This window comes from Methyloceanibacter caenitepidi, assembly GCF_000828475.1.
Classification (GTDB): Bacteria; Pseudomonadota; Alphaproteobacteria; order Rhizobiales; family Methyloligellaceae; genus Methyloceanibacter; species Methyloceanibacter caenitepidi.
In genome coordinates, this window is record NZ_AP014648.1 from 563,078 (window position 1) to 586,491 (window position 23,414).

A 23,414-nucleotide genomic window follows, 5' to 3' on the forward strand; every position below is an offset into this window, starting at 1 on the left:
TCCAAACATCTCAGCCAGCGGGCTTGATCCCGACCTTGAAGGCGCGCGTCTCTCGCGGAAGTCTCTCGAGCTCGACGGCCAGGAGCCCGTTGTCTAACTCCGCTTTACGCACTTCAACGCCGTTGACAAGTGCAAACGTCCTTTTGAAGCGGCGGCTGGCGAGGCCGCGGTGCAAATAGTCCCTGCTGTCTTCTTCCGGTTTTTCACCGCGGATGTGAAGTGCTCCGTCTGCGACGCTCACGTCCAATTCTTCCCGGGAGAACCCGGCCACGGCCAGGGTAATCCGCAATCGCTCGGGACGTTGAGCCTCCGCAGGCAGGATTTCAACGTTGTAGGGCGGATAACCGCCGTCGGCCAGCTTCGTCGCAGCGCCGTTTTGGGCGGCGCCGACGCTGATCCATGGACTGCCGTTGGGACGTGTCATGCACTATCCGGCAAAGGGGCCTATTCTTCCGCCGTCGTCCGACGCGCCGGAAAGTTCCAAGAAATCAACCTCGATATGGGTGTCCGGCGCCTGAATTCAAGTTCGACGCTCCGGCCTGCGCCTGGCGCCAAACGGTCGCTGTCGACGCTTTTTTTCCCGAAGGGAGGCGTCGGGACGCATGACAACTTGACACACCTACCTAGTGATAGGTAGGATGCTTTGCAGATGCCGAACGATCTTCACAGCCATCCCACAGGGACCACGGGTGCTCACAGCTGCGGCTGTGGGGTCTATGTGCTTTCGCGCCGGAATCTGATCCTGGCGGGCCTGGTGATGGCCTCCGCCCCGCTCCTGCGCTATAGCCCTGCATATGCGTCCACCAGCGAAGTGAGCGAAGTCGCGCCCGGCGTTTTCGTGCATCAGGGACGCTACGAGGTTCAGTCCGCCGCCAATGGCGGGGACATCGCCAATGCGAGTTTCGTCGTAGGATCCGAGGCCGTCGCCGTCATCGACACGTCGGGCAGCGCCAAGCTCGGCGCTGAGCTGCGCGACGCCATTCGGGCCGTCACCGACAAGCCCATCAAATACGTGATCAACACGCACATGCATCCCGACCATGTTTTCGGGAATGCGGCCTTCAACCAGGACAATCCCGAGTTCGTCGGTCACTACAAGCTCGCGCGGGCGCTCGGGACCCGGAAGGACAGCTATCTCGTCGCCAACGAGCAGATGATCGGTGCCGAAGGCTTCGCCGGCAGCGAGATCATTCTGCCGACGCTCGGCATCAAGGAGCCGACGAAGCTGGACCTCGGTGATCGGGAGTTGCTGCTGGAGCCGCAGCCCACCGCCCATACCGACAACGATATGATCGTGACGGACCTGAAGACCAATACGCTCTTCCTGGGCGATCTGCTGTTCTCCGTGCACGTCCCGACCATCGACGGGTCGATCACGGGCTGGCTCGCGGTGCTCGACGAGATGGGGAAGCGGAAGGCGGCCCGCGTGGTTCCTGGTCATGGACCGAAGACAATGGAACTGCCGCAAGCGCTGGTCCCCGAACAGGAATATCTATCCGCCATTGTGGACGACGTGCGGCGCCAAATCGCCGAAGGCAAGACGTTGGAGCAGGCGACGAAGACGGCTGGCTTCACTGAAAAAGATGCCTGGAAGCTGTTTGATCAGTATCATGTGCGCAACGTCACTGCCGCCTACGCCGAACTCGAGTGGGAATAGCTGAGACCAAAGCGATAAGAGGAAACACAAGGTCATGACACACGCTTTCAACACGCTGAGCCGGACGATCTGCGGCGTCGTGCTCGCAGCCAGTATCGGCGCTTCCGCGACCGCACCGGCGTATGCGGAGGAAGATATATGGCCGATCCTGCGAGAGCAGGCCTTCGGCGACCGTCAGATCGCGGAGGAGGACGGCGCTGTCGTTCTCGAAACCCCTCAGAAGATCGAGGACGCCGCCATTGTGCCGATCACGGTGCGGATCCCGCCTCACGTAAAAGACAAGGTCAAATCTCTGTCGATCTTCATCGACAAGAATCCGGATCCGAAGGTTGCGACTCTCACATTCGGTCCGGCAGCGGGAACAGGCGGCGAGCGCAGCTTCGCCACGCGTGTGCGCGTGGACAATTTCTCCCATGCCCGGGCCGTGCTCGAGCTTGAAGACGGCAGCCTACATATGGCGACCAAGTTTTTGTCCGCCGCCGGAGGATGCGCCGCCATGCAGGCGAAGGATCCGGATGCGGACACAGCCGGAATGGGCAAGACCATCGTCCGCACTTTCCCGCCGGCGCTGAGCAGCAATCCGATCTGGGGCGGCCAGGTCATGATCAAGCATCCGAACCACAACGGCATGCAGCTCGACATCAACACCGCGAAGTTCATTCCCGCCCGTTACGTCAAGGAAGTGACCGTCGAGCGGGATGGTGAATTGGTGTTCAAGCTGGATGGGACATTCTCGATTTCGACCAATCCGAATTTCCGCTTCACGTTTGCGAAGGGCGACAACAATGAGCTCGACGTATCGGTTGTGGATACGGACGGCGAGACGTTCAGCGGGACGAGTAAGCCCCAAGGTGGGTCCTAGGACCAGCGCGGGCAGCGCTGTCGAGGTGCGGCAAATGTCGATCGGAACACGCGATCTCTTGTTGAAAGAGGCGGAGATGCTCACTCGGACCCGCGGCTACGCGGCCTTCAGCTACGCGGATCTGGCCGAACGGGTCGGCATTCGCAAGGCGAGCGTCCATCACCACTTTCCGACGAAGGAGGTTCTGGGAGTCGCTCTGATCGACGGTTATCTCGTCGAGTTCAAGAGGGCCCTTGAGAAGGTTTTGGAAGAGGACACCTCGGCGAGGGGCCGTCTTGCGGTCTATAGCGGGTTCTTCATCGACAGCCTGCGGGATGGTTTGATGCCGCTCTGCGCGGCGCTTTCCGCCGAGACAGCCGCCCTGCCGCAGTCGATGCGCGCGCAAGTATCGACGTTCTTCGAGCTTCACCTCGACTGGCTCTCCGGCGTCGTCCGCGATGGGATCGCCGACGGCGAGTTCCGTACCGATCTCGACGTGCGCCAGACGGCGACCATGCTGTTGAGCGTCCTCGAAGGGGCCAGCCTCGTCGCATGGGCGTTGAAGGACAGCACGCGTATCAAACCGACATTCGCACAGGCGCTTTCCAGCCTTTCCGAGACCGGCACGCTCTAGACGTCCCACAATCCGACCGGCAATTGGGTGTCGCCCGCGTCACAAAAGGCGACTACGATCCGTTACATCGGTCCTTGAGGGAATTGGAGACAGCGATGGTCGTGTTCAGATTCGTGCCTGCCGTGGTTCTTCTCGCTTCCGTGCAGGCGGTCGCCTATGACGGGCTTGAGGCGGATTTCGCCACGTGTACGCAGGGTAACGACAGCAGTGCCGTGGTCGCGGCCTGCACGCGTTTGATCGACAATGCGGAGGCGGAAAATTCGGTGACCGGCATGTTCTACGGCCTTCGGGCGGCGAACAACACTGATGCGGCACAAAACTGTGCAGACGCGAAAAAGTCGCTGGCGCTTGCCGACGATGCCACGATCAAGTCGCTGTCCCAGCAACTCATCGATCAGAATTGTTAGGGCTCTTGCCGGGTTGAGCGGCGGCCCCGCCGAGCAACGCTTCAGGGGGTGCAAGCGGATCGAAGCGTGTGCTTCCGCCGCTACGCACCTCTCGCCAGATCAACGGCAGACAGACGGCGCAGACACCGAGCGCCACCGCAAAGCTGCCTAGCAAGGGCGCGTCGAACACCGTCTCGAACAGCGCCGCGGCAAGAAGCGCGATCACGCCAACCCAAAGCAGGCCGACAGCCAGCCACAGGATCCACAGCCCCGTGCTGCCGGCGACGAACGTTGCGCCGGGGTTGGTTTTGTGTATCCGCCGGGCTAGTTCACGTACGAAAGGCCCGTAGCTGTCCGTTCGATCCTCGAACGCGCCGAGGCTGAGATAATGCGCGGATCGCAGCCGCGCCCTGTCCCCGGCCGCGCTTGTCACCTTGCACTGCAGAGCCCTGCCGATGGGTGAGGCGTAGGAGATCAACTGCATCGCCCGGGCATCCGCATAGGCCAGGCGTCCATCGGACTTGCCGGTCTCCGTCCAGCAAAGGGCCTCCGGCGTGAGCCGATATGTGCGCTCTGCGCCGAACATGCTGTTGCGGACCCTGTGTGCCCATTCGGTCATGGACAACTTGGGTAACCTGTTTCCACCCGAGGTCCAAGCCTCGCGGCGGAGGCGCGCCGGCGATCTCCTAGAGCGTCAGCGACCCTAGCAAGCTAGAACCGGCAATCGTCGTTGTGGGAAATGGTGGAGCCAGGCGGGATCGAACCGCCGACCTCGTGAATGCCATTCACGCGCTCTCCCAACTGAGCTATGGCCCCTTAGCGGAATTGTTGAGAATCCGGGCTGCCGAGCAGCGCCGTCGATTCCAGACCGCATCGTTTAGGATGAGCGGCCCGTTCGTTCAAGCGAAATGCGACTCGGCGCGGCAGATCCATTGGAACAGGGCGGTATGCCGGGGGGCGTGCGCCTCCGGCAGTGTCTTAGCCCTCTTCTTCCCGTTCGTTCTTGACGATGTCGGTGACGTCGTCTTCCTCTTCGTCGTCCTCGAGGAACGTATCCTCGTCGTCGCTGTCGGGGATGTCTTCATCGTCATCTCCGATATCGACGATTTCCTCGTCGTCGACAGCCGCCTCCTCGGCCTCCTCCGCTTCGTCGAGGCTGATAACTTCGGCACCGCCCATGACGGGCTTGTCCTCTTCTTCCTCAACCTCAGGCTTGGCGGCCGGCTGCGCAGCTGCACCGCGCCGCGTCGGCGCTGCGACGTGATAGACGGCTTGACAGACGGGGCAGATAATCGGCGAACGACCCAGATCGTAAAACCGCGCGTCACAGCTCGCGCACACGCGCTTGGTTCCCCGTGCGGGTTTCGACATGACTCTCCTCAAACATAGTCTAAGCGTGACTCCCCATTGCCACGCCTCATGCGTAGTGTCAAAAGCTATCAAGCATCCTCAAACAGCAATCTGATCCCTATGCCGCAGCCTCTGACCGCTCGCCGATCCGCAGCCATTTCCGGCCGCGTGAAAGTTCCGGGCGACAAGTCGATCTCGCACCGCGCTCTCATCTTGGCCGGTCTTGCGACCGGACGCACGCGCATCGAGGGATTGCTCGAGGCCGACGATGTTCTGGCAACGGCGCGTGCCGTCGCGGCGTTGGGCGCCTCGGTCGACCGAGACGGGGACGTCTTCGAGGTCCTAGGGCAGGGCGTGGGTGGTCTTACCGCCCCCGAGGGCCTTCTCGATTTCGGCAACTCCGGTACGGCAAGCCGGCTGATGCTCGGCGTGCTGGCTGGGTATCCGATGCATGTTTCGCTTACGGGAGACGCGTCCTTGTGCCGGCGCCCCATGAGTCGCGTGTTGAAGCCGCTGATGGAGATGGGGCTGCTGGTCGAGGACGACAGGGAGACCTTGCCGCTCACGGTCATCGGTACCCAGGACCTGTTGCCGATCGTGTATGAACTGCCGGTGCCGTCCGCCCAAGTTAAGTCGGCCATTTTGCTGGCGGGCCTCCATGCACCGGGACGCACCACCGTGATCGAGCCGCTCCCGACCCGCGACCACACGGAACGTATGCTGCGCTATTTCGGCGCCGAGGTTGATATTGAGACGCGCGCGGATGGCTCGCGCGCCGTCGTTGTCGCCGGCGATGCGGAGCTGAGGGGCGCTCACGTGGTCGTGCCGGGCGATCCGAGCTCGGCGGCCTTCCTGGTCGCCGCCGCCCTTATCTGTCCTGGCTCCGATCTCACGATCGAGAACGTGCTTCTCAATCCGACGCGCACCGGCTTCTTCGACACCTTGCAGGAGATGGGTGCCGATATCGCCGTGCTCGACCGGCGCGACGCGGCTGGCGAACCCGTTGGCGATCTGCGGATCCGGTCTGGCGCGCTGAGCGGCGTACGCGTGCCGCCGGAGCGGGCACCGTCCATGATCGACGAGTATCCGATCCTCGCCGCGCTTGCGGCCTTCGCCCAAGGAGAGACCAGAATGGAAGGGCTCGCCGAGTTGAAGGTCAAGGAAAGCGATCGCCTAGCCGCTACCGCCGCCGGGCTCGCTGCCTGCGGCGTGACCGCACGCGTTGAGGGCGACGATCTCATCGTCACCGGTACAGGCGCCGTTCGGGGCGGCGGGACCGTGGCGACGGAGATGGATCACCGCATCGCCATGGCCTTTTTGACGCTCGGCCTCGGCGCCGAGAAACCCGTGGCCGTCGACGATATCGCGATGATCGCCACTAGCTTCCCCGCCTTCGTGCCCTTGATGACCGGCTTGGGAGCGCGCCTGGGATGATTATCGCAATCGACGGGCCGGCCGCATCGGGCAAGGGCACTTTGGCCAAGCGGGTCGCCGTGCACTATGGACTACCGCATCTCGATACGGGTCTGCTCTACCGAGCAGTGGGCAGGGATGCCCTGGCCCGAGGCATCGCGCTCGATAACGCCGAGGCCGCGGCCGAGGTCGCCTCTGCACTCGAAATCGCCACACTCGACGATCCCGCGTTGAGGACAGCAGGGGCCGGCGAGGCGGCCTCCCAAGTGGCCCGCCACCCGGCGGTGCGCACGGCGCTTCTCGCCTATCAGCGCTCCTTTGCCCATGGGGAACTTGGCGCGGTCCTGGACGGCCGGGATATCGGCACGGTGATCTGCCCCGACGCGGACGCGAAATTGTTCGTTACCGCGACCCCCGAAGTCCGCGCCATGCGGCGATTTTTGGAACTGGCGGGCCGTGGCGTCGCCATTTCGGAGGCGGCGGTGCTCGAAGATATCAGGGCCCGGGACGAGCGCGACTCGACCCGAGGCGCCGCGCCGCTCGTGCAGGCCCCCGACGCGGTCTTGCTCGACACCTCAAATTTGAGTATAGACGCGGCGTTCAGGGCAGCTCTCGATTTGATCGAGGCTGCGATGAGCCGCGCAGGGCGGGCCGGTTGAGGTCATGCCCATTTGGCGTTGGCCCATCATCTTGAAGCAAGCTTGAAAGAATTTCGCGCGGCGAGGCGAAGCGGATCAGGCCATTTACAGATGGCAGCGGTCCGGGGCGCGTTCGTCGCATTGCTACAACATCTAACCTCGGGTTCGGCCGCACCAGGCACAACACAACCAACGAACGCCGAGTAGGAGTACAAATGTCCGAACCACAGACCAGCATCAGCCAGCCGAGCCACGACGAGTTTGCAGCGCTTCTTGAAGAATCTCTGACCGGCGCAGCGCTCCAGGAAGGCAGTGTGGTCAAAGGAACTGTCGTCAGCATCGAGAAAGATGTGGCGATCATCGATGTGGGCCTTAAGACCGAAGGCCGCGTCCCCCTCAAGGAATTCGGCGTCGCCGGCGCCCCCTCCACGCTTTCGGAAGGCGACGAAGTCGACGTCTATCTCGAGCGTGTCGAGAATGCTGCCGGTGAGGCAGTCCTCTCCCGCGAGAAGGCCCGCCGCGAAGAGAGCTGGGTCCGTCTCGAGGAGAAGTACAAGAACAACGAGAAGGTCGAAGGCGTGATCTTCAATCGCGTCAAGGGCGGTTTCACCGTCGACCTCGACGGCGCCGTGGCCTTCCTTCCTGGCAGCCAGGTCGACATTCGCCCGATCCGCGATGTCGGCCCGCTCATGAATACGCCGCAGCCCTTCCAGATTCTCAAGATGGACCGCCGCCGCGGCAACATCGTCGTGTCCCGCCGGTCGGTTCTGGAAGAGAGCCGCGCCGAGAAGCGTGGCGAGATCGTCGCCCGCCTCAAGGAAGGCGAAGTCGTCGACGGTGTCGTCAAGAACATCACCGACTACGGCGCCTTTATCGATCTTGGCGGTATCGACGGCCTGCTTCACGTCACGGATATGGCGTGGCGCCGCGTCAACCACCCGAGCGAGATCGTCAATGTCGGCGACACGGTGAAGGTGCAGATTATCCGCATCAATCCGGATACGCAGCGCATCAGCCTCGGCATCAAACAGCTCGAGGCCGATCCGTGGGAAGGCATCGCCGCGAAGTACCCGGTCGATGCGCGCTTCACGGGCACGGTCACGAACATCACCGACTACGGTGCGTTCGTGGAGTTGGAGCCGGGCGTTGAAGGCCTGATCCACGTTTCCGAGATGAGCTGGACCAAGAAGAACATCCACCCCGGCAAAATCATCTCCACCAGCCAGGAGGTCGAGGTGCAGGTTCTGGAGGTCGATCCGGACAAGCGCCGCATTTCGCTCGGCCTCAAGCAGACCCAGGAGAACCCGTGGGTCGCGTTCGCGGCGGCGTATCAGCCCGGCACCGAGATCGAGGGTCAGATCCGAAACATCACCGAGTTCGGCCTGTTCGTCGGCCTCGATGGCGGGATCGACGGTATGGTCCATCTGTCCGATCTGGACTGGTCCAAGTCGGGCGAGGAAGCACTCAAGGACTACAAGAAGGGCGACACGGTGAAGGCCGTTGTCCTGGAAGCAGACTCCGAAAAGGAGCGCATCAGCCTCGGCATCAAGCAGCTTGGGGCGGACCCGTTCGAGGGCGCCGCGTCTTCCGACAAGCTTGGCAAGGGCGCCCGCGTGACCTGCGAAGTGACGGCCGTCAAGGACAATGGGATCGAGGCCAAGCTTCTCGACCATGACCTCACGACCTTTATCCGCCGTTCCGATCTATCCCGCGATCGTTCCGAGCAGCGTCCCGACCGCTTCGGCGTGGGCGAGAAGTTCGACGCCGTCGTGACCCAGGTGGATCAGAAGACGCGCAAGATCTCCGCCTCCATCAAGGCGCTCGAGATCGCCGAGGAGAAGGAAGCGGTGGCTCAGTACGGGTCGACCGATTCCGGCGCGTCGCTTGGCGACATTCTCGGCGCTGCCCTGAACAAGGCCAAAGACGCAGACGAGGAGCCGGCCGAGGCCGACGCCGAAGCTGCTCCGAAGGCGAAGGCTGCGCCCAAGGCCAAGGCCAAGCGCGCTGCCAAGGCCGCGGCCGACAGCGAGAGTGCGGACGGGGCCTCCGCAGAGGAATAGTCCGGCACGCCTCACGGCTGCCTGATTTTCGATGTCTCACGGGCTGCGGTCGATTAGACTGCGGCCCGTGTGTCGTTTGAGCCCGAGTTACAACTTTCGAGTCGAACCTTATGAGCCTTGACGCAGAACGCGTAGTCGAACGGCGCCGCCTGAAACGGCGTATTTCCATCTGGCGCATCGCTGCAGTGCTGCTTGCCGTGCTGTTCGTGGGCACGCTCGTCGTGGGCGACCCGGAATCGAGCGGTACGGGCGGAATCCTGCCCCATGTGGCGCGGATCACCGTCGATGGGGTGATTACAAACGACCGCAAGATGATCGACCTGATCGACAGGGTCGGTAACGCCGACCAGGTCAAGGCGGTGATCCTCGAGGTCAATAGCCCCGGCGGGACGACGACCGGCGGCGAAGCGCTTTATGACGCCATTCGCCGTCTCTCGGAGAAAAAACCCGTGGTCGCGACATGCGGGACCCTGGCGACATCCGCCGCCTATATCGTCGCCCTCGCCACGGATCGGATTTTCGTCTACGGCAACACGATCACGGGCTCGGTCGGTGTGATCTTCCAATGGGCCAACGTGACCGAACTGATGAAGAGCCTCGGCATTCAGTTCGAGGACGTGAAGAGCGGGACCTTGAAAGCGGTACCCAGCCCGTTTGAGCCGACCACGGAAGAAGCCCGCAAGGTGACCGAAGAAATGGTCGACGACGCAATGGAGTGGTTTGTCGGCCTCGTGGAGACGCGCCGCAAGATCACGCCGGACACAATTCCGGGGCTCACCGAAGGGCGCATCTATTCGGGTCGTCAGGCCGTCGACTACAAGCTGGTCGACCAGATCGGAGACGAACTCGCCGCGCGCGCATGGCTCGCGAAGGAACGCGGCATCCAGCCGGGCTTGCGGGTCCGGCAATGGAAACCCCCGGCCGAGGAGACAGGTTTTCTCGGGTTTGCGACGCAGTCCATTGCGGCGATCTTCGGGGTGTCCGGAAGCAAGTTTGCGGGACTATTGGACGAGGCCGGTGCGGTCCTTGAACTTGACGGTCTGGTCTCTGTTTGGCACCCTGCGTCCAATTAGTGGGGCTTGGATCGCGGCGGTACAGGGCTGCGGTCCCTTTGGGGCGTGCCAATGATAAAATCCGAGTTGATTCAGCGGGTGGCCGCCGCCAATCCGCATTTATTCCATCGTGATGTTGAGCGCATTATCAATATCATCCTCGATGAGATCACCGGCGCACTGTCGCGCGGGGATCGTGTCGAGTTGCGCGGCTTCGGCGCCTTTACCGTCAAGCATCGCGCGGCGCGGCAAGGCCGTAACCCGCGGACGGGCGACACGGTGTTCGTTGAGGACAAGTTCGTGCCCTTCTTCAAGACCGGCAAGGAACTGCGCGAGCGCCTCAACCCGGACGACAACCAGGGTGGCGCATAGCGCTGACGGCGTGGGGCCCCGAACGGGCCGCTTTGGGAGCGAGACGTGACGCGGAAGCTCGTCCTGGGACTTGTGATCATCCCGCTTGGCCTGGCGCTGATTGCGCTTGCCGTCGTCAATCGTGGACCGGCCGAGCTCATTCTCGATCCGTTTGGCGGCGACCAGGGCTATATGGTCGAGGCACCGCTGTTTCTGTTCCTCCTCTGCGCGTTTGCACTGGGCCTCCTGATCGGCGGCTTCGCCTCCTGGATCAATCAGGGCAAATGGCGCCGGACGGCTCGGGCCGAGGCGCGCGAAGCGCGCGACTGGCGCCGGCAGGCGGATCGGCTGGAGCGCGAGCTGGAATCGGCCAATACCGCACAGCAGCGGCCGCAACTGCCTGCCGAATAGGCCTTCCTCCATGGATCATTTGACCGTTTTCGGTCTCATTGCCGTGACCGCGATGCTGGTCACCTACGCGCTCGAGGACCGCAGTCCCTGGTTCATCCTGGCGTTCGCGTTTGCGTGTCTGCTCGGGTCGGCGTATGGCTTCCTGCAGGGCGCTTGGCCCTTTGGTGTCCTCGAGGCGGTCTGGGCCGGTGTCGCGGCCTATCGCTGGCGCAGCCGTGTCGCCCGGTAACCGCTATGTTGCGGTGCGATGGACTTGAGCGCGTGGATTTCATAGGGTGAGCGCCGCTCCGGGCCCCCGCCCCGGCGAGCCCCGTGTCACAACCTTTTTGAAGAGTTCCCGTGACGGTCGAAGTTAAAATTTGTGGTGTGCGGACGCCTGCCATTCTCGATGCCGCGATGACCGCGGGCGCGGATTTCGTCGGCTTGGTCTTCTTTAAGAAGAGCCCCCGCAATCTCTCGGCGGCGGATGCGGCGCCCCTCGCGACCGCCGCCCGCGGGCGCGTGAAGACAGTCGCCGTCGTCGTCGATCCCGACGATGTGCTGATCGAGACGATCGCCACGCAAGTGTGCCCGGACGTGGTCCAGCTTCACGGCTCCGAGACCCCCGAGCGCACCGCGGCCATCAAAGCGCAGACGGGTTTGTCCATCTTCAAGGCCATTCCGGTCGCGGAGGCCGCCGATGTGACGGCCGCCGCGCGTTACGAGGGCATCGCGGATCGCATCCTGTTCGATGCCAAGGCGCCGGCCGGCGCCGACTTGCCCGGCGGCAACGGCATGCGTTTCGACTGGGCGATCCTCGGAGACGCGTCCGCTCCGTTCGCGCTATCGGGGGGGCTCGATGCGTCCAACGTTGCCGAGGCGATCCGCCTGTCGGGCGCGACGCTGGTCGACGTCTCGTCCGGGGTGGAAACGGCGCCGGGCGAAAAGGATCCAGCCCTTATCGCGCAATTCGTTCAAGCGGCGCGCGGCGCGGCGCCAGAGCATAAGAAAGCCTCATGAGCACGATGACGGATGCCTTGAATACCTATCGCGGCGGCCCTGACGAGCACGGTCATTTCGGCCTGTTTGGTGGCCGCTACGTGGCCGAGACGCTGATGCCGCTGATCCTGGATTTGGAGCAGGCCTATAACGAGGCGAAGGCCGACCCGTCCTTTCAGGCCGAGCTGGACTCGTTAAACGCGCACTATTCGGGGCGCCCCAGCCCGCTCTATTTCGCTGAGCGGATTACGGAGCATCTCGGCGGCGCCAAGATCTACTTCAAGCGCGACGAGCTCAACCATACCGGCTCCCATAAGATCAACAATTGCCTGGGGCAGATTCAGCTCGCGCGGCGCATGGGCAAGACGCGCATCATTGCCGAGACCGGCGCCGGCCAGCACGGCGTGGCGGTGGCGACCGTGGCCGCGCGCTTCGGACTGCCGTGCGAAATCTACATGGGCGCCACCGACATCGAACGGCAGCGGCCGAACGTGTTCCGCATGCGGCTGCTGGGCGCCAAGGTCAATCCGGTCACGTCCGGATCCGGCACGCTGAAGGACGCCATGAACGACGCGCTGCGCGACTGGGTCGCCAACGTCCACGACACGTTCTACATCATCGGGACCGTCGCCGGTCCGCACCCGTATCCCGCCATGGTGCGCGATTTTCAATCCGTCATCGGCAAGGAAACGCGCGAGCAGATGATGGAGCGCGAGGGGCGTCTTCCGGACACGCTGGTTGCATGCATTGGCGGCGGGTCCAATGCGATGGGGCTGTTTCACCCCTTCCTCGACGACCGCTCCGTGGCGATCTACGGCGTGGAAGCGGGCGGTCACGGTCTCGAGGTACCGAACGGCCATGCCGCATCCATGACAGGTGGTGAGCCTGGCGTGCTGCATGGCAACCGGACGTATCTGCTACAGGACGACGACGGACAAATTCTCGAGGGACATTCCATTTCAGCGGGGCTGGACTATCCCGGCGTCGGCCCCGAGCATTCCTGGCTCAAAGACTCGGGCCGCGTCACCTATGTGGCCGTGACGGACAAGGAGGCTCTCGAGGCCTTTCAACTCTGCACCAAGCTCGAAGGCATTATCCCGGCTCTCGAACCGTCCCACGCGCTGGCCTATGTGCGGAAGCTTGCGCCCGAGCTGCCGAAGGACAATTTGTTGGTCATGAACATGTGCGGACGCGGCGATAAGGACATCTTCGCGGTCGCCGAACACCTCTCGATGGAAATGTAGTCATGACCAGGATCGATCAGACATTTGCGAAGCTGAAGGCGGAAGGCCGTGGCGGTCTCGTTACGTTCATCACGGCGGGCGATCCCGACTACGACACTTCGCTCAGCCTACTGAAGGGTTTGCCGGGGGCGGGCGCCGACATCGTTGAACTCGGCATGCCGTTCTCCGATCCCATGGCCGACGGCCCGGCCATTCAGGCCTCCTCGCTGCGCGCCCTGAAGGGCGGCCAGAACATGAAGAAGACGCTGGCCATGGTGCGGGAGTTCCGAGCCGAGAACCAAGACACCCCGATCGTGCTGATGGGCTACTACAATCCCGTCTACATTTACGGCGTCGACCGGTTCGTGGCCGATGCGAGCGAAGCGGGGGCGGACGGCCTGATCATCGTGGACATGCCGCCGGAAGAGGACGAGGAGCTGCGGCCCGCTGCATCCAAAAAAGGTCTTAATTTCATACGGTTGGCAACGCCCACCACGGATGAGAAGCGACTTCCCGCCGTGCTCGCGAACACGTCGGGTTTTGTCTATTATGTCTCGATCGCCGGGATTACCGGCACCGCGGCGCCCGACGTTTCGTCGGTCGGTGCGCATGTGGCCCGCATCAAGGCCCATACGGATCTTCCGATCGCGATCGGCTTCGGCGTCAAGTCGCCACAGCAGGTTCGCGAACTTGCGGCCTTGGCGGAGGGCGTGGTTGTCGGGTCGGCCCTGGTCTCGTCGATCGAGGAGACGCTCGACGAGAACGGTCAGGCGACGGCGGAGACCAAACCGAGGCTCTTGGGGCTTGTTGAGTATCTCGCCGAGGCACTCCATGAGCGTGCCGAGGCCTCGGCGATCTAGAGCGGCAGCAGCGTAGAGAGTTGGACCAGTGAACTGGATCAATAGCGTCGTCAGACCAAAAATCCGCAGCTTCCTTCGCAAGAAGGAGATTCCGGACAATCTCTGGGTCAAGTGCCCCGAGACCGGCCAGATGATCTACTACAAGGATCTCGAGGCCAATCAGTTCGTCGTGCCGGGATCCAACTTCCACATGCGCATGACGGGCCCGGCCCGGCTGAAGGCGCTGTTCGACGATGGGAAATACGCGGCGCTGCATTTGCCAGACGTGCCCCACGACCCGCTGAAATTCCGTGACGAGCGCCGCTATTCCGAACGCCTCAAGGACGCCCGCAGCAAGACGGGTCTCAACGATGCGATCCATTCGGGCATCGGCAAGCTGCATGGCGATACGGTCGTGGCCGCCGTTCAGGACTTCGACTTCATGGGCGGCTCGCTCGGCACGGCGGCTGGCGAGGCGGTGATCTCGTCCATGCGCGCGGCGCTGGTACGGAATGCCCCGTTCATCCTGTTCGCCGCGTCGGGTGGCGCCCGAATGCAGGAAGGCATTCTCTCGCTCATGCAGATGCCGCGGACCACGGTTGCCGTGGAGGAACTGCACGAGGCCAATCTTCCCTATATCGTCGTGCTCACCAACCCGACGACCGGCGGCGTCACCGCCTCCTACGCCATGCTGGGCGACATCCATATCGCCGAGCCAGGCGCCTTGATTGGCTTCGCAGGGCCCCGCGTCATCGAGCAGACCATCCGCGAGCAGCTCCCTTCGGGCTTCCAGCGGTCGGAATATTTGCTCGAACACGGCATGGTCGACATGGTCGTCCACCGCCACGACCTGCGCGCCACGCTGGCGCGCGTCTGCAACCTGCTCCTCCATCGACGGCTCGACGCCACCGCCGAGGATCAGGTGAAGGCTCTCGTGCATCGGCCTGCCGTTGCGGCGTCCCGCGAGGAAGACGCGCCGGTGCAAGCGCAAGATGCGCCCGCCAAGCATAGCGGCAATGGCCTGGACAAGAGCAGCCACGAGAAGCCCGAGACGGACGAGGTCTTGACGCAAGCCCCAAGCAATGGCGCTAATCAACAAACGTCACAGAATGCGTAAGCTGCGTAGGGCTGGCCCCTTCGAAGAAGTTCGGCCATGCCAGGCACCTGGAATAAGGTTCCTTCGATAAGGCCGATTGAGGATTGACCAGTCTACCCGATAGTGCCCGCGGCGCGTCGCCGGACCCATCTGAGGTCATGAGCTCGACGCTTCTCGAGCGGCTGAAATCGCTTCACCCGCAATCGATCGATCTGTCGCTGGGGCGCATAGAGACGCTGCTGCACCGTCTCGGAGATCCACAGGACCACCTGCCGCCCGTCGTGCATGTGGCCGGCACCAACGGCAAGGGGTCGACGCTGGCCTTCGTGCGCGCGATCGCCGAAGCGTTGTCCGAGCGGGTGCATGTCTACACCTCACCGCATCTCGTCGACTTTCACGAACGCATCGTTCTTGCGGGGCCACATGGTGCGGCCCCGATCAGTGAGGCGCGATTGGTCGATTGCCTGGAACGCACGGAGGCGGCCAATGCCGGTGCGCTGATCACCCTGTTCGAGATCACGACCGCCGCGGCATTCCTCGCGTTTTCCGAAGCGCCGGGAGATCTGCTGTTGCTGGAAACGGGCCTTGGCGGCCGGCTCGATGCGACCAACATGGTCAAGAAGCCTGCGCTCACGATCATCACGCCGGTCGCCATCGACCATGTATCGTTCCTTGGCGACACCATTGCGCTGATCGCGGGCGAGAAGGCAGGCATCATGAAGCCCGGAGTGCCCTGTGTCGTCGGTCGTCAGGAGCCCGAGGCCCTGGAAGTGATCGAAGCGCGTGCGGCGGAAATCGGAGCGCCGCTTCATGTGGCGGGCCGCGACTTCGACACGTTCGAACAGCAGGGCCGGCTGGTCTTCCAGACCACGTCGCGCCTGGTTGATCTGCCCTTGCCACGCCTGGCCGGCCGGCATCAGATCGACAATGCGGGTATGGCGATTGCCGCCGCCAGCGTCGTGTTCGGCGACGCGCTGACTCAAAGCGCGCTCGAGGAGGGACTCACGAATGCCCACTGGCCGGCACGGCTCGAGCGTCTCGCCGTTGGCGCCCTTCACGCCTACGCGAGCGAGGGCACGGAGATCTGGCTCGACGGCGGCCACAACGAGGCGGGCGGCAAGGTGGTGGCCAACACGCTCGCCGAACTCGACGAGCGTGTGCCTCGTCCCGTGCATGTCATCTGGGGCATGATGGAAACCAAGGATGCCGAGCGTTTCATCGCGCCGTTCAAGGGGCTCGTGGAACGCGTCTATACGGTGCCGATCCCGGGCGAACCGAATGCGTTCGGGGCGGGCGCGCTGGCGGAGGTTGCGCAAGCCGCTGGATTTAACGCGGTTCCCGCAAGCAGCGTCCAGGAGGCCTTGCTACGCTCGGCGTCGGGCGAGGAGCCCGCACGCGTCCTCATCTGCGGCTCGCTGTATCTCGCGGGCCACGTTCTGCGGCTCCATTCAGGCCGATAAGCCGACGCGCGCTACGCAACCCCGTCGACGGCGCCGCCGATCCAGGCCGCCAGCTGATTCTTGGGGTAGGCGCCGCGAAGCGTGTCCACCACTTCGCCATCCTTGAAGATGATGAGCGTGGGAATGGCGCGCACATTGTACTTGGCGGGGGCGTTCGGATTCTCGTCGATGTTGAGCTTGGTGATCTTTACCTTATCGCCGAGGTCCTTTGCGATCTCTTCGAGCGCCGGCGCGATCTGACGGCACGGGCCGCACCATTCGGCCCAAAAATCCACCACAACAGGCGTCGAGGACTTTAGAACTTCCGCCTCGAATGTGTCGTCTGAAACCTTGTCGGTCGCCATCGATCGTCTCTCCTCATGGCCGGCCGGAGGTGTCCGGCCGGACTAGTCTGCTGTCCCCGGAACCTAGGTGCGCCCCTCATGGGCGTCAAGGCCGCCCCTGGCCCGCAAGATGTCGCGTTCGGCCTTCTCAAGCAAAGTTGAAGAGATCTCCATGAGGCGCGGCCCATCAGTCCAAAGCAGAGCCGCGCGGACGGGCTTGCCGGGAAACATCGCGCTGAGCGCCAGCCGGTAGGCCGCAAGCTGTCCAACATAGGCCGGCGCCACGTCTTCCTCCTTCGTCGGCGGTGGGCGGTTGGTCTTGTAGTCGAGGATCAAAAGCCCGTCCTCCAGAATGGCGAGGCGATCAATCTGGCCTTCCAGATCGAAGGCCGTCTGCCCCTCGCCAATCCGCGCCACCACGGGCACTTCGGCCAGGCTGTCGCCCGCAAACAGCGGCGCGAAGCGCACATCGCCGACGATGGCGAGCGATTCGGAGACGATCTGTTCGCGGTTTTCCTCAGAGAGCATGTCGCCGCGCGCCGACACGAATCGCTCCGCCGCCGGCCGGCGCTCGTCCGCCGGAACCTGCGGCAGATGCTGAAGGAGAGCGTGGATCAACCGGCCACGGACGAAACGCATGTCTTCGGCAAGGGCGCTGGGCCCAAGCGGGGGCTGCTCGGTGCCGAACGGCCCTTCGCCTGTGGCGTTCTGAGCCAGCCGGGACGGTGAGAGCCTTGCACCGGTCCGTTCCTGCGGGGCCGGCTCCCGCGCCCAGCCGGGCAACGGGGCGGGTGCGCCTTGCGCCGGCGTGGCGCTATCTTTCTTCGGTTCTGCTTCCTGCGGGCACGACATCCGGTGGACGGTGCGCCCCTCCATGTCCTGCATCGCCGTCAGATGCCCACGCAGACCGCCTTCGATCAGGTCGTACCAGCATCCCTCGCTGCGCTTCTTCACGCCTTGCCATCCACACACATAGAGCCGGTCCTCGGCGCGCGTCATGGCCACATAGAGTAGCCGCCGGTATTCCTCCTGCGCGGCGCGCTTTGCGGCGGCTTTGGCGCCGTCGAGACCGGGAACGCCCGAATGCCCGGCGGGCGGCCAGACGAGATGCGGTGCATCGCCGGGAATGCCGCCGGTCCGGGGCGGGAGGTAGACTTGCGGTCCCTGGCTCTGCGGCGTCGAACATGTATCGGGCATGATCACGATCGGGGCTTGGAGGCCCTTCGCTCCATGCACGGTCATGATGCGCACTTCGTCGCGGTCTTGCTCCATGTCGCGTTTGACGTCGATGTCTCCCTCGCGCAAGGCGGCGATGAAGCCTTGCAAGGATGGCGGGTGCTCGCGTTCGTAGGCGAGCGCCGCATCCAGGAATTCGTCGATGGCCTCGGCGGCTTCGGGACCAAGCCGTGTCAACATCCGCTTGCGCATGCGCATGGCGCTCCCACCGAGGAACGCGGCATAGAACTCGAAGGGTGGCACCATGTCGACTTGCCCCAGAAGTGCGCGCAACGCCGTCGCGGCCTCAGCGTAGCGGATATCGCTCTCGGCCTTTGCGAGCAGCGCCGACCAGAGAGAGCCCTCGCGCCCATGGGCCAGGCCGAACAACGCTGTCTCGTCCAGACCGAACAGTGGGCTCCGCAGGACGACGGCGAGCGCCAAATCGTCCTCTGGCATCAGCAGCACATCGGCCAGAGCCATCAGGTCCTGCACGGCGAGCTGCTCGAGCAGGCGCATGCGGTCCGCGCCGGCGACGGGAATGCCCGCCCGTTTTAGCGCACGGATCATTGGGGCTGTGAAGGGCTGCCGCCGCCGGACTAGGATGAGGATATCGCCCGCCCGGATCGGCCGGTCTTGGGATTCGAGAATTTCGTCCGTGTCCAGCCAATGGCGAATCTGCCGCGCGAGGCGCAAGCAGAGCGCCTCCAGCGCATCGGCCCCGCTTTCGTCTTCGTTCCAGGGCTCGAAAGGCGCGCTCTCCAGAGGCTGCTTTGTCTCCTCGACGTCCCACAGTTCGACAAGACCGGCCTGGCCCTGGCGCGCGGCATGGTGCTGGATCGGCGTGCCTTCCAGAAATGTCAGTCCGCCCGCGGCCTCGTCCTGCGCGAACACGCGGTCGACAGCCTCCAGCACCGGGACCGTCGACCGGAAGGAGACATTGAGCGGGACGTCGAGCCAAGTCATTTGCGCTTCCCGCGCGGCCGCGCGGAACAGGCGTCCGGTCTCGCCGAAGCGCACGGGGTTGGCACCCTGGAAGCTGTAGATCGATTGTTTCTCGTCCCCCACCGCGAACAGTGTGCGCGGCTGCGGGCGTGCGCTCGCGCCGGCAAAGAACTCCGCCGCTAGCGCCTCGACGATGGACCACTGTTCCGGGTTCGTGTCTTGGGCTTCGTCGACGAGGATGTGATCGATGCCGCCGTCGATCTTATACAGCACCCAGGCAGCCGCGTTGCTGCGCGACAAAAGATTGAGCGTCTTGACGATCAAGTCATCGTAGTCGAGTGCAGCCTCACGTCGCTTCGCACCTTCGTAGGCGTTCTGCACGCCATCGGCGAAAGTCAGGACCGCGCCGGTCGCTTCGATCACGCGCAAGTGCGCAAGATCCGTTTCGAGGCGCGCGAATGCCAGCTTGGCCGCGTCGAGCATGTCCACAATCTGGGGCGCGTTGTCGGCGACGGCGTTCGTCACGAGCCGTGCCCGCGGTGTGCCCTTCTGCGTCAGAAACAGCGCGTTGAACAAGGCGGCACGTGGTGCCCCTGACGCGTGCCGCGCGCGCTGCAGAGTGTCTTCCGTGCCTTTGTCGGTCTTGGTTGCGCCGTATGCGGCGAGCGCTTCCAGCGCCGCGTCGAGTTGTTCGTCCGAGAGCACGTTGGCTTGTTCGGTTGCGAGCAGAGCCGCGTCTTTCCCTGCGACGTCGAAAAAGGTCTTGAGTGCTTCGGTCTCGACGCTGGGCCAGTCGGCCGCCGTCGCGCTTTGCAGGTGCCGCCGGACGATCCGCTGTAGCTCCGCGCGCTTTGCAAGGATCTCCCCCACGACATCGCGGAATTGGTCTTCACTCGTCAGGGCGACGACCTTGGCGAGCGCGTGGCCCAACGGGCTGTCGGGATTGGCGACGGCTTCCATCGCGACCGTATCGAAGGCCTCGTTTCGAGTGTGTTTGGCGGTTGCCTCGTCGAGCACCGTGAAGTTCGGCGTCACCGTCGCCTCCAAGGGGAAACGCTGCAGCAGCCGCTCGCAGAAGCCGTGGATGGTATGGATCTTCAGTCCGCCCCGTGCCTCGAGCACGCGCGCGAACAGCCGCCGTGCGGTCCGCATGTCCTCATCGTCGAAGGGCTTGCGGAGAAGTTTCCCCAGCGTCTCGCGCAGCTTCTCCTCTGGCATCAGCGCCCAGCCCGCCAGAGTCTTGAGGAGACGGTTCTGCATCTCCGCTGCGGCGGTCTTCGTGTAAGTGAGGCACAGGATGCTTTCGGGCGACGCCCCTGCCAGCAAGAGCCTCAGGAAGCGCTTCACGAGCACGGCCGTCTTACCGGTCCCGGCGTTGGCGGACACCCAGACCGAGGCCTCAGGTTCGGACGCGCGTGCCTGGTTGGCATCGGCGGTGTGAACGAGATCGGACGCCCCGGTCATGATCCCTCTCCCTCGGTCAGCCATTCGGGTACGCGGGCGAGTTGCGCGTAGTCGTCAAACCGGTACGCGTCCGTGAATCCCGCGCTCGCGCGCCGTTTGACCTCGTAGGGCGTCTTGGGATCGTCGAAATAGGCCACGAGCGCTTCGAGCTGTTCAAGCGCGCACTTGGCCAGAACCGCGGGAGTCTCCTTGCTTGCCGCGTGCTGCTCGCCGCCGTCGCCTCGGCCCGAGGCTCGGATATATTCGAGCCCCGTCACCGCGCGGGCCCCGAGGCCCTCGAAGCCACCGCCTTGTGCAATCGCTGCTTCCAGCGGCAATTGCGGCCGGTAGAGCTCCTTGACGTGACTTTGGTTCGGCGGCGGGCCGGTCTTGTAGTCGTAGATCACGAGCGTCCCGTCTTCCGCCGCATCGATGCGGTCGGCGCGCGCCGTCAGTCGAAACCCCGAGGGCAGCTCCAGCACGCCGGTCACCTCGGCGAAGGACTGAACGATATCGGCGCGACGTGCCGGTTCGGTGGCGGCGAACCAAGCGGCGAAACGGCGAAAGCCCGGGCGCCAGAAAGCGTGCAGGCTAGGATTATCGCCGAGGGTTGCAAACGTGGCGTCGCCGATCTCGTTCAGCACGGCTTCGATGTCTTTCGGCAGTGCCTCCGGATAGGCTTCCGTGAACTTTCGTAGGATCGCGTGAAAGGCGGAGCCGCGCATGGCGTTGTCCGGCTCGGCGCCGAGGGGAGACAGCGGAACGAGTTTCAGGATATGCCGCGCGTAAATCTCGTAAGGGTTGGCGATCCAGCGCTCGATCTGGGTGACGCTCAGGCTGCGTGGCCGCGCCGCGATGGGTGGGCAGGGACGCGGCCGCTCGGCGGGCTTGAAAGCACCATCGTCGATCGTGTCCCGGTCTCTCGCCCAGGCAATCCAATCCTCTCGGGGCGCGAGAGCCTTGCTCAGCTTCGCGGCGTCGACCAGGGCTTGCAGCCGCTGCAGCCAGCGTGACGGGACGGTCGGCACGCCTTCCACCTTGAGAGCGCGGCTCAAGACCACGGACGTGGCGCCAAGCGCCTGGGCGAAATCGTGAGCGGCAAGCCCGATGCGTCGTTCCGGCGACGACAGTCCCAACTTTTCGCGCATCGGGCGGCTGAGCCAGGGATCCGACTCTTGCGGCTTCGGCCAGGTGCCTTCGTTGAGCCCGCCCAGAACCATGAGATCCGGCTGCTGCAGCCGGGCTTCCAATTGGCCCCAGATAAACAGCCGGGGATGGGCAGGGCGCGTCGGGCGCACGGCGTGGCCCGCGAGCAGGGTGCGGTAAACGGCCGGGTAGCTGCGTGCGGGCATCTCGAACCCGCCGCCCTCCTCGATCAGCCGCGACAGCAGCACCGTCAGGGCTTCGCCCGCGTCGCCGCCCCAGAGCGGTATGGCGCCGGTCTCGTCCCGCGCCAGGGCTTCAGCGGCGGCCGTATGCGCCCGCACCAGGCTCGCCGCGTCGTGCGGTGCGCCACCCTCGAACAAGTCCACAAGGGGCGCGAAAGCCGCCTCAAGCGCTTCGACGAGTGCTGCCGCTGCTGAACGCTCAGGCTTCGAGACGGGTACCCTGGCGTCGATACGCGTGAGGGCCTTGGCTACGCTGATGAGCCCCCGGCCGAGATAGGTCTCCCGAAACACCGCCCTTTCCAGGACGCGCCCCAGGCGACGGATGTCGCCCGCGGGCCGCGACAGGCGCGTCAGCGGGTGTTTGAGCAGCGCCATCAGGTCGGGCGGCGCGAAATCGCTCTCGACGGCGGCGAGCACCAGGTCGAGAAACGCGCCCGGCAAGGTGCGACGCACAGGAGTTCCGGCAGAGTCGTCGATGTCGAGGCCGTAGTCCCTCAGGCGGGCCGCCACCCGCCGCGCCAGCTCCCGATCCGGGGTGACAAGCGCGGCGGTCTTGCCGGGGGCCTCGATGCAGCCACGCAGAATGAGCGCAATGACCTCGGCTTCGTCGTGGGCGGTAGGCGCCGCGACGAGGCTCAAGCCTTCCAGCGCCTCCGCGAGGTCGGAGGTGGATCCACCTGCCTCGTCTGTGAACGCCTCAGGCCAGCGCTCCGTAGTCTCGGCGGGCCGCAAGGTCTCGCTCGCAAGGCGCAACCGCGCTTGCGCGGCGGGCCCCGGATCGCTGCCCGGCACGAGCCCCACGTCGTCGCGCGTGGCGCCCAGCTTCTTCAGGAGCTCGGCCATACCGGCCTGCGGGTGCTCCGGGTGGCGGTGGAGCGTCTCCCAGCTTTCGCTATCGAGAAAGAGATCGAGACCGGGCAGGACGACGGCCCCGTTCGGAAGATGTGCGATCGTTTCCAAAAGGCGCGCCGTCGCGGGCACCGTGCCGGTCGAGCCCGCGGCAATCACGGGGTAGGGCGAGCCCGCCGTAATCCTCGCGGTCTCCTGCGCCATGAGCAGGTTGCGCCGCCCAACCGGCGAGGCGAGGCCGATTTCGTCGAGATACGCGGGCCACTGTTCGGTGACGATGGTGAGAAAGTCCACCGTTTCCCCCCAGTGGGCGGCGAGTTCATCCGGCACCAGCGTTTCCAGCGCGGTGAGGTCGACCTCCTCGGATTCCGTACTGTCCATGAGCGCCGCAAGGTCACCCGCAAGGCTCGCCGCCTGCGCCGGTGTCATCGGCAAATGAACTTCGTCGCCTGACGATCCCGCCGCCAGTCCGCGCGACCACGCGAGGATCATCCGCGTCAGCGCGATCAGGCGCGCGGTTGGCTCGATTGCCGGAATGCCCAGCGTGGCATCGGCCTCCGCGAAGCGCTCGCCGTCGAGGACCAGTGCCTCGTCTTCGTCCGCGTGACCGAGCGCCAGGATCTTCGGCAGCAGCAATGCTTCGCCGCCGGACTGTTCCAGAAAGGCTTCGCGCAAGGTACGCGCCGCACGCCGCGTGGGCAGGTAGATCGTGGTTCGCGGCAGGTCGAGCAGGCTGGGCTCGGCGCCGCCCGGCACGGGCAAATCACCGGCAAGGATCGCCCCTGCCAGGGTCGTAAGGAATGGCGCCGAAGGCGGGATTGTGTAGAGGCGGGGCTGTGCGCGGGGCTCAGACACGCGTCAT

At 64.4% G+C, this 23,414-nt stretch carries 21 protein-coding genes, 1 tRNA gene and 1 pseudogene; 16 read left to right on the forward strand and 7 right to left on the reverse strand.

Translation table 11 applies throughout. The features are described 5' to 3' along the window. Window positions 1–10: 10 nt before the first annotated feature. Window positions 11–424 carry an Hsp20 family protein gene (locus tag GL4_RS02635; RefSeq protein ID WP_052464066.1) on the reverse strand — a complete coding sequence of 138 codons (414 nt, stop codon included), beginning with the start codon at window positions 422–424 and terminating at the stop codon, window positions 11–13. 225 nt (window positions 425–649) lie between these two features. On the opposite strand from GL4_RS02635, the gene GL4_RS02640 reads away from it, so the two are divergent. The 4 genes from GL4_RS02640 (at window position 650) to GL4_RS02655 (ending at window position 3,539) form a co-directional block, all read left to right on the forward strand. Continuing rightward, entirely contained in the window at window positions 650–1,657 is a 1,008-nt protein-coding gene (locus GL4_RS02640) for a quinoprotein relay system zinc metallohydrolase 2 (protein ID WP_082025420.1), read from the forward strand. A gap of 34 nt (window positions 1,658–1,691) precedes the next feature. Then, window positions 1,692–2,519 carry a quinoprotein dehydrogenase-associated SoxYZ-like carrier gene (locus GL4_RS02645; protein ID WP_045364238.1) on the forward strand — a complete coding sequence of 276 codons (828 nt, stop codon included), beginning with the start codon at window positions 1,692–1,694 and terminating at the stop codon, window positions 2,517–2,519. Window positions 2,520–2,553: 34 nt separating this feature from the next. After that, a complete protein-coding gene (locus tag GL4_RS02650) occupies window positions 2,554–3,132 on the forward strand; it encodes a TetR/AcrR family transcriptional regulator (RefSeq protein WP_045364240.1) in 579 nt (192 codons plus the stop codon). Window positions 3,133–3,227: 95 nt separating this feature from the next. After that, window positions 3,228–3,539, forward strand: a complete 312-nt coding sequence (locus tag GL4_RS02655) for a hypothetical protein (protein ID WP_045364242.1) — start codon at window positions 3,228–3,230, stop codon at window positions 3,537–3,539. Here the strand turns inward: GL4_RS02655 and GL4_RS02660 are convergent. From GL4_RS02660 to GL4_RS02670, 3 genes are all read right to left on the reverse strand, one after another. Further along, window positions 3,520–4,137, reverse strand: a complete 618-nt coding sequence (locus tag GL4_RS02660; protein WP_045364244.1) for a hypothetical protein — start codon at window positions 4,135–4,137, stop codon at window positions 3,520–3,522. The two genes, GL4_RS02655 and GL4_RS02660, sit on opposite strands and share 20 nt — an antisense overlap. A 121-nt stretch (window positions 4,138–4,258) precedes the next feature. After that, window positions 4,259–4,334 (reverse strand) — tRNA-Ala (locus GL4_RS02665). A gap of 162 nt (window positions 4,335–4,496) precedes the next feature. After that, window positions 4,497–4,889, reverse strand: a complete 393-nt coding sequence (locus GL4_RS02670) for a TIGR02300 family protein (protein WP_045364247.1) — start codon at window positions 4,887–4,889, stop codon at window positions 4,497–4,499. A gap of 99 nt (window positions 4,890–4,988) precedes the next feature. Here GL4_RS02670 and aroA point away from each other — a divergent pair, with 99 nt between their 5' ends. From aroA to GL4_RS02730, 12 genes and pseudogenes are all read left to right on the forward strand, one after another. Further along, window positions 4,989–6,302, forward strand: a complete 1,314-nt coding sequence (gene aroA / locus GL4_RS02675) for a 3-phosphoshikimate 1-carboxyvinyltransferase (protein ID WP_045364250.1) — start codon at window positions 4,989–4,991, stop codon at window positions 6,300–6,302. Continuing rightward, the gene (gene cmk / locus GL4_RS02680; RefSeq protein ID WP_045364253.1) at window positions 6,299–6,940 is read left to right on the forward strand and encodes a (d)CMP kinase; all 642 of its coding nucleotides are present in this window, start codon (window positions 6,299–6,301) and stop codon (window positions 6,938–6,940) included. The genes aroA and cmk overlap by 4 nt, the downstream gene beginning before the upstream one ends. A 194-nt stretch (window positions 6,941–7,134) precedes the next feature. After that, window positions 7,135–8,847 (forward strand): annotated as a pseudogene (gene rpsA / locus GL4_RS02685) (30S ribosomal protein S1); the annotation flags it as partial. 242 nt (window positions 8,848–9,089) lie between these two features. Next, the gene (sppA, locus tag GL4_RS02690) at window positions 9,090–10,052 is read left to right on the forward strand and encodes a signal peptide peptidase SppA (RefSeq protein WP_045364256.1); all 963 of its coding nucleotides are present in this window, start codon (window positions 9,090–9,092) and stop codon (window positions 10,050–10,052) included. A 51-nt stretch (window positions 10,053–10,103) separates the two neighbouring features. Beyond that, window positions 10,104–10,403 carry an integration host factor subunit beta gene (gene ihfB, locus GL4_RS02695; protein WP_045364259.1) on the forward strand — a complete coding sequence of 100 codons (300 nt, stop codon included), beginning with the start codon at window positions 10,104–10,106 and terminating at the stop codon, window positions 10,401–10,403. A gap of 45 nt (window positions 10,404–10,448) precedes the next feature. Continuing rightward, window positions 10,449–10,793, forward strand: coding sequence for a LapA family protein (locus GL4_RS02700; RefSeq protein ID WP_045364262.1), 345 nt, complete (start codon window positions 10,449–10,451; stop codon window positions 10,791–10,793). A 10-nt stretch (window positions 10,794–10,803) separates the two neighbouring features. Then, complete coding sequence (locus GL4_RS02705; RefSeq protein WP_045364265.1) at window positions 10,804–11,022, forward strand: hypothetical protein; 219 nt, start codon at window positions 10,804–10,806, stop codon at window positions 11,020–11,022. Window positions 11,023–11,132: 110 nt separating this feature from the next. Next, window positions 11,133–11,792, forward strand: a complete 660-nt coding sequence (locus tag GL4_RS02710; protein ID WP_045364268.1) for a phosphoribosylanthranilate isomerase — start codon at window positions 11,133–11,135, stop codon at window positions 11,790–11,792. Continuing rightward, window positions 11,789–13,015, forward strand: a complete 1,227-nt coding sequence (gene trpB, locus GL4_RS02715) for a tryptophan synthase subunit beta (protein WP_045364271.1) — start codon at window positions 11,789–11,791, stop codon at window positions 13,013–13,015. The genes GL4_RS02710 and trpB overlap by 4 nt, the downstream gene beginning before the upstream one ends. 2 nt (window positions 13,016–13,017) lie before the next feature. Continuing rightward, window positions 13,018–13,854: a tryptophan synthase subunit alpha gene (gene trpA, locus GL4_RS02720; RefSeq protein WP_045364274.1), complete on the forward strand. Its 837-nt coding sequence runs from the start codon at window positions 13,018–13,020 to the stop codon at window positions 13,852–13,854. A 28-nt stretch (window positions 13,855–13,882) separates the two neighbouring features. Further along, window positions 13,883–14,950, forward strand: a complete 1,068-nt coding sequence (gene accD / locus GL4_RS02725; RefSeq protein ID WP_082025423.1) for an acetyl-CoA carboxylase, carboxyltransferase subunit beta — start codon at window positions 13,883–13,885, stop codon at window positions 14,948–14,950. Between the two features lie 137 nt (window positions 14,951–15,087). After that, window positions 15,088–16,389: a bifunctional folylpolyglutamate synthase/dihydrofolate synthase gene (locus GL4_RS02730; RefSeq protein ID WP_045364275.1), complete on the forward strand. Its 1,302-nt coding sequence runs from the start codon at window positions 15,088–15,090 to the stop codon at window positions 16,387–16,389. Between the two features lie 11 nt (window positions 16,390–16,400). Here the strand turns inward: GL4_RS02730 and trxA are convergent, their stop codons facing one another. The 3 genes from trxA to addB form a co-directional block, all read right to left on the reverse strand. Then, on the reverse strand, window positions 16,401–16,733 hold the full coding sequence (gene trxA, locus GL4_RS02735) for a thioredoxin (RefSeq protein ID WP_045364278.1): 333 nt from the start codon (window positions 16,731–16,733) through the stop codon (window positions 16,401–16,403). A 63-nt stretch (window positions 16,734–16,796) separates the two neighbouring features. Beyond that, window positions 16,797–20,336 carry a double-strand break repair helicase AddA gene (gene addA, locus GL4_RS02740; protein ID WP_045364281.1) on the reverse strand — a complete coding sequence of 1,180 codons (3,540 nt, stop codon included), beginning with the start codon at window positions 20,334–20,336 and terminating at the stop codon, window positions 16,797–16,799. Beyond that, complete coding sequence (addB, locus tag GL4_RS02745) at window positions 20,333–23,407, reverse strand: double-strand break repair protein AddB (protein ID WP_045364283.1); 3,075 nt, start codon at window positions 23,405–23,407, stop codon at window positions 20,333–20,335. Before addB ends, addA begins: the two co-directional genes overlap by 4 nt. Window positions 23,408–23,414: the final 7 nt, after the last annotated feature.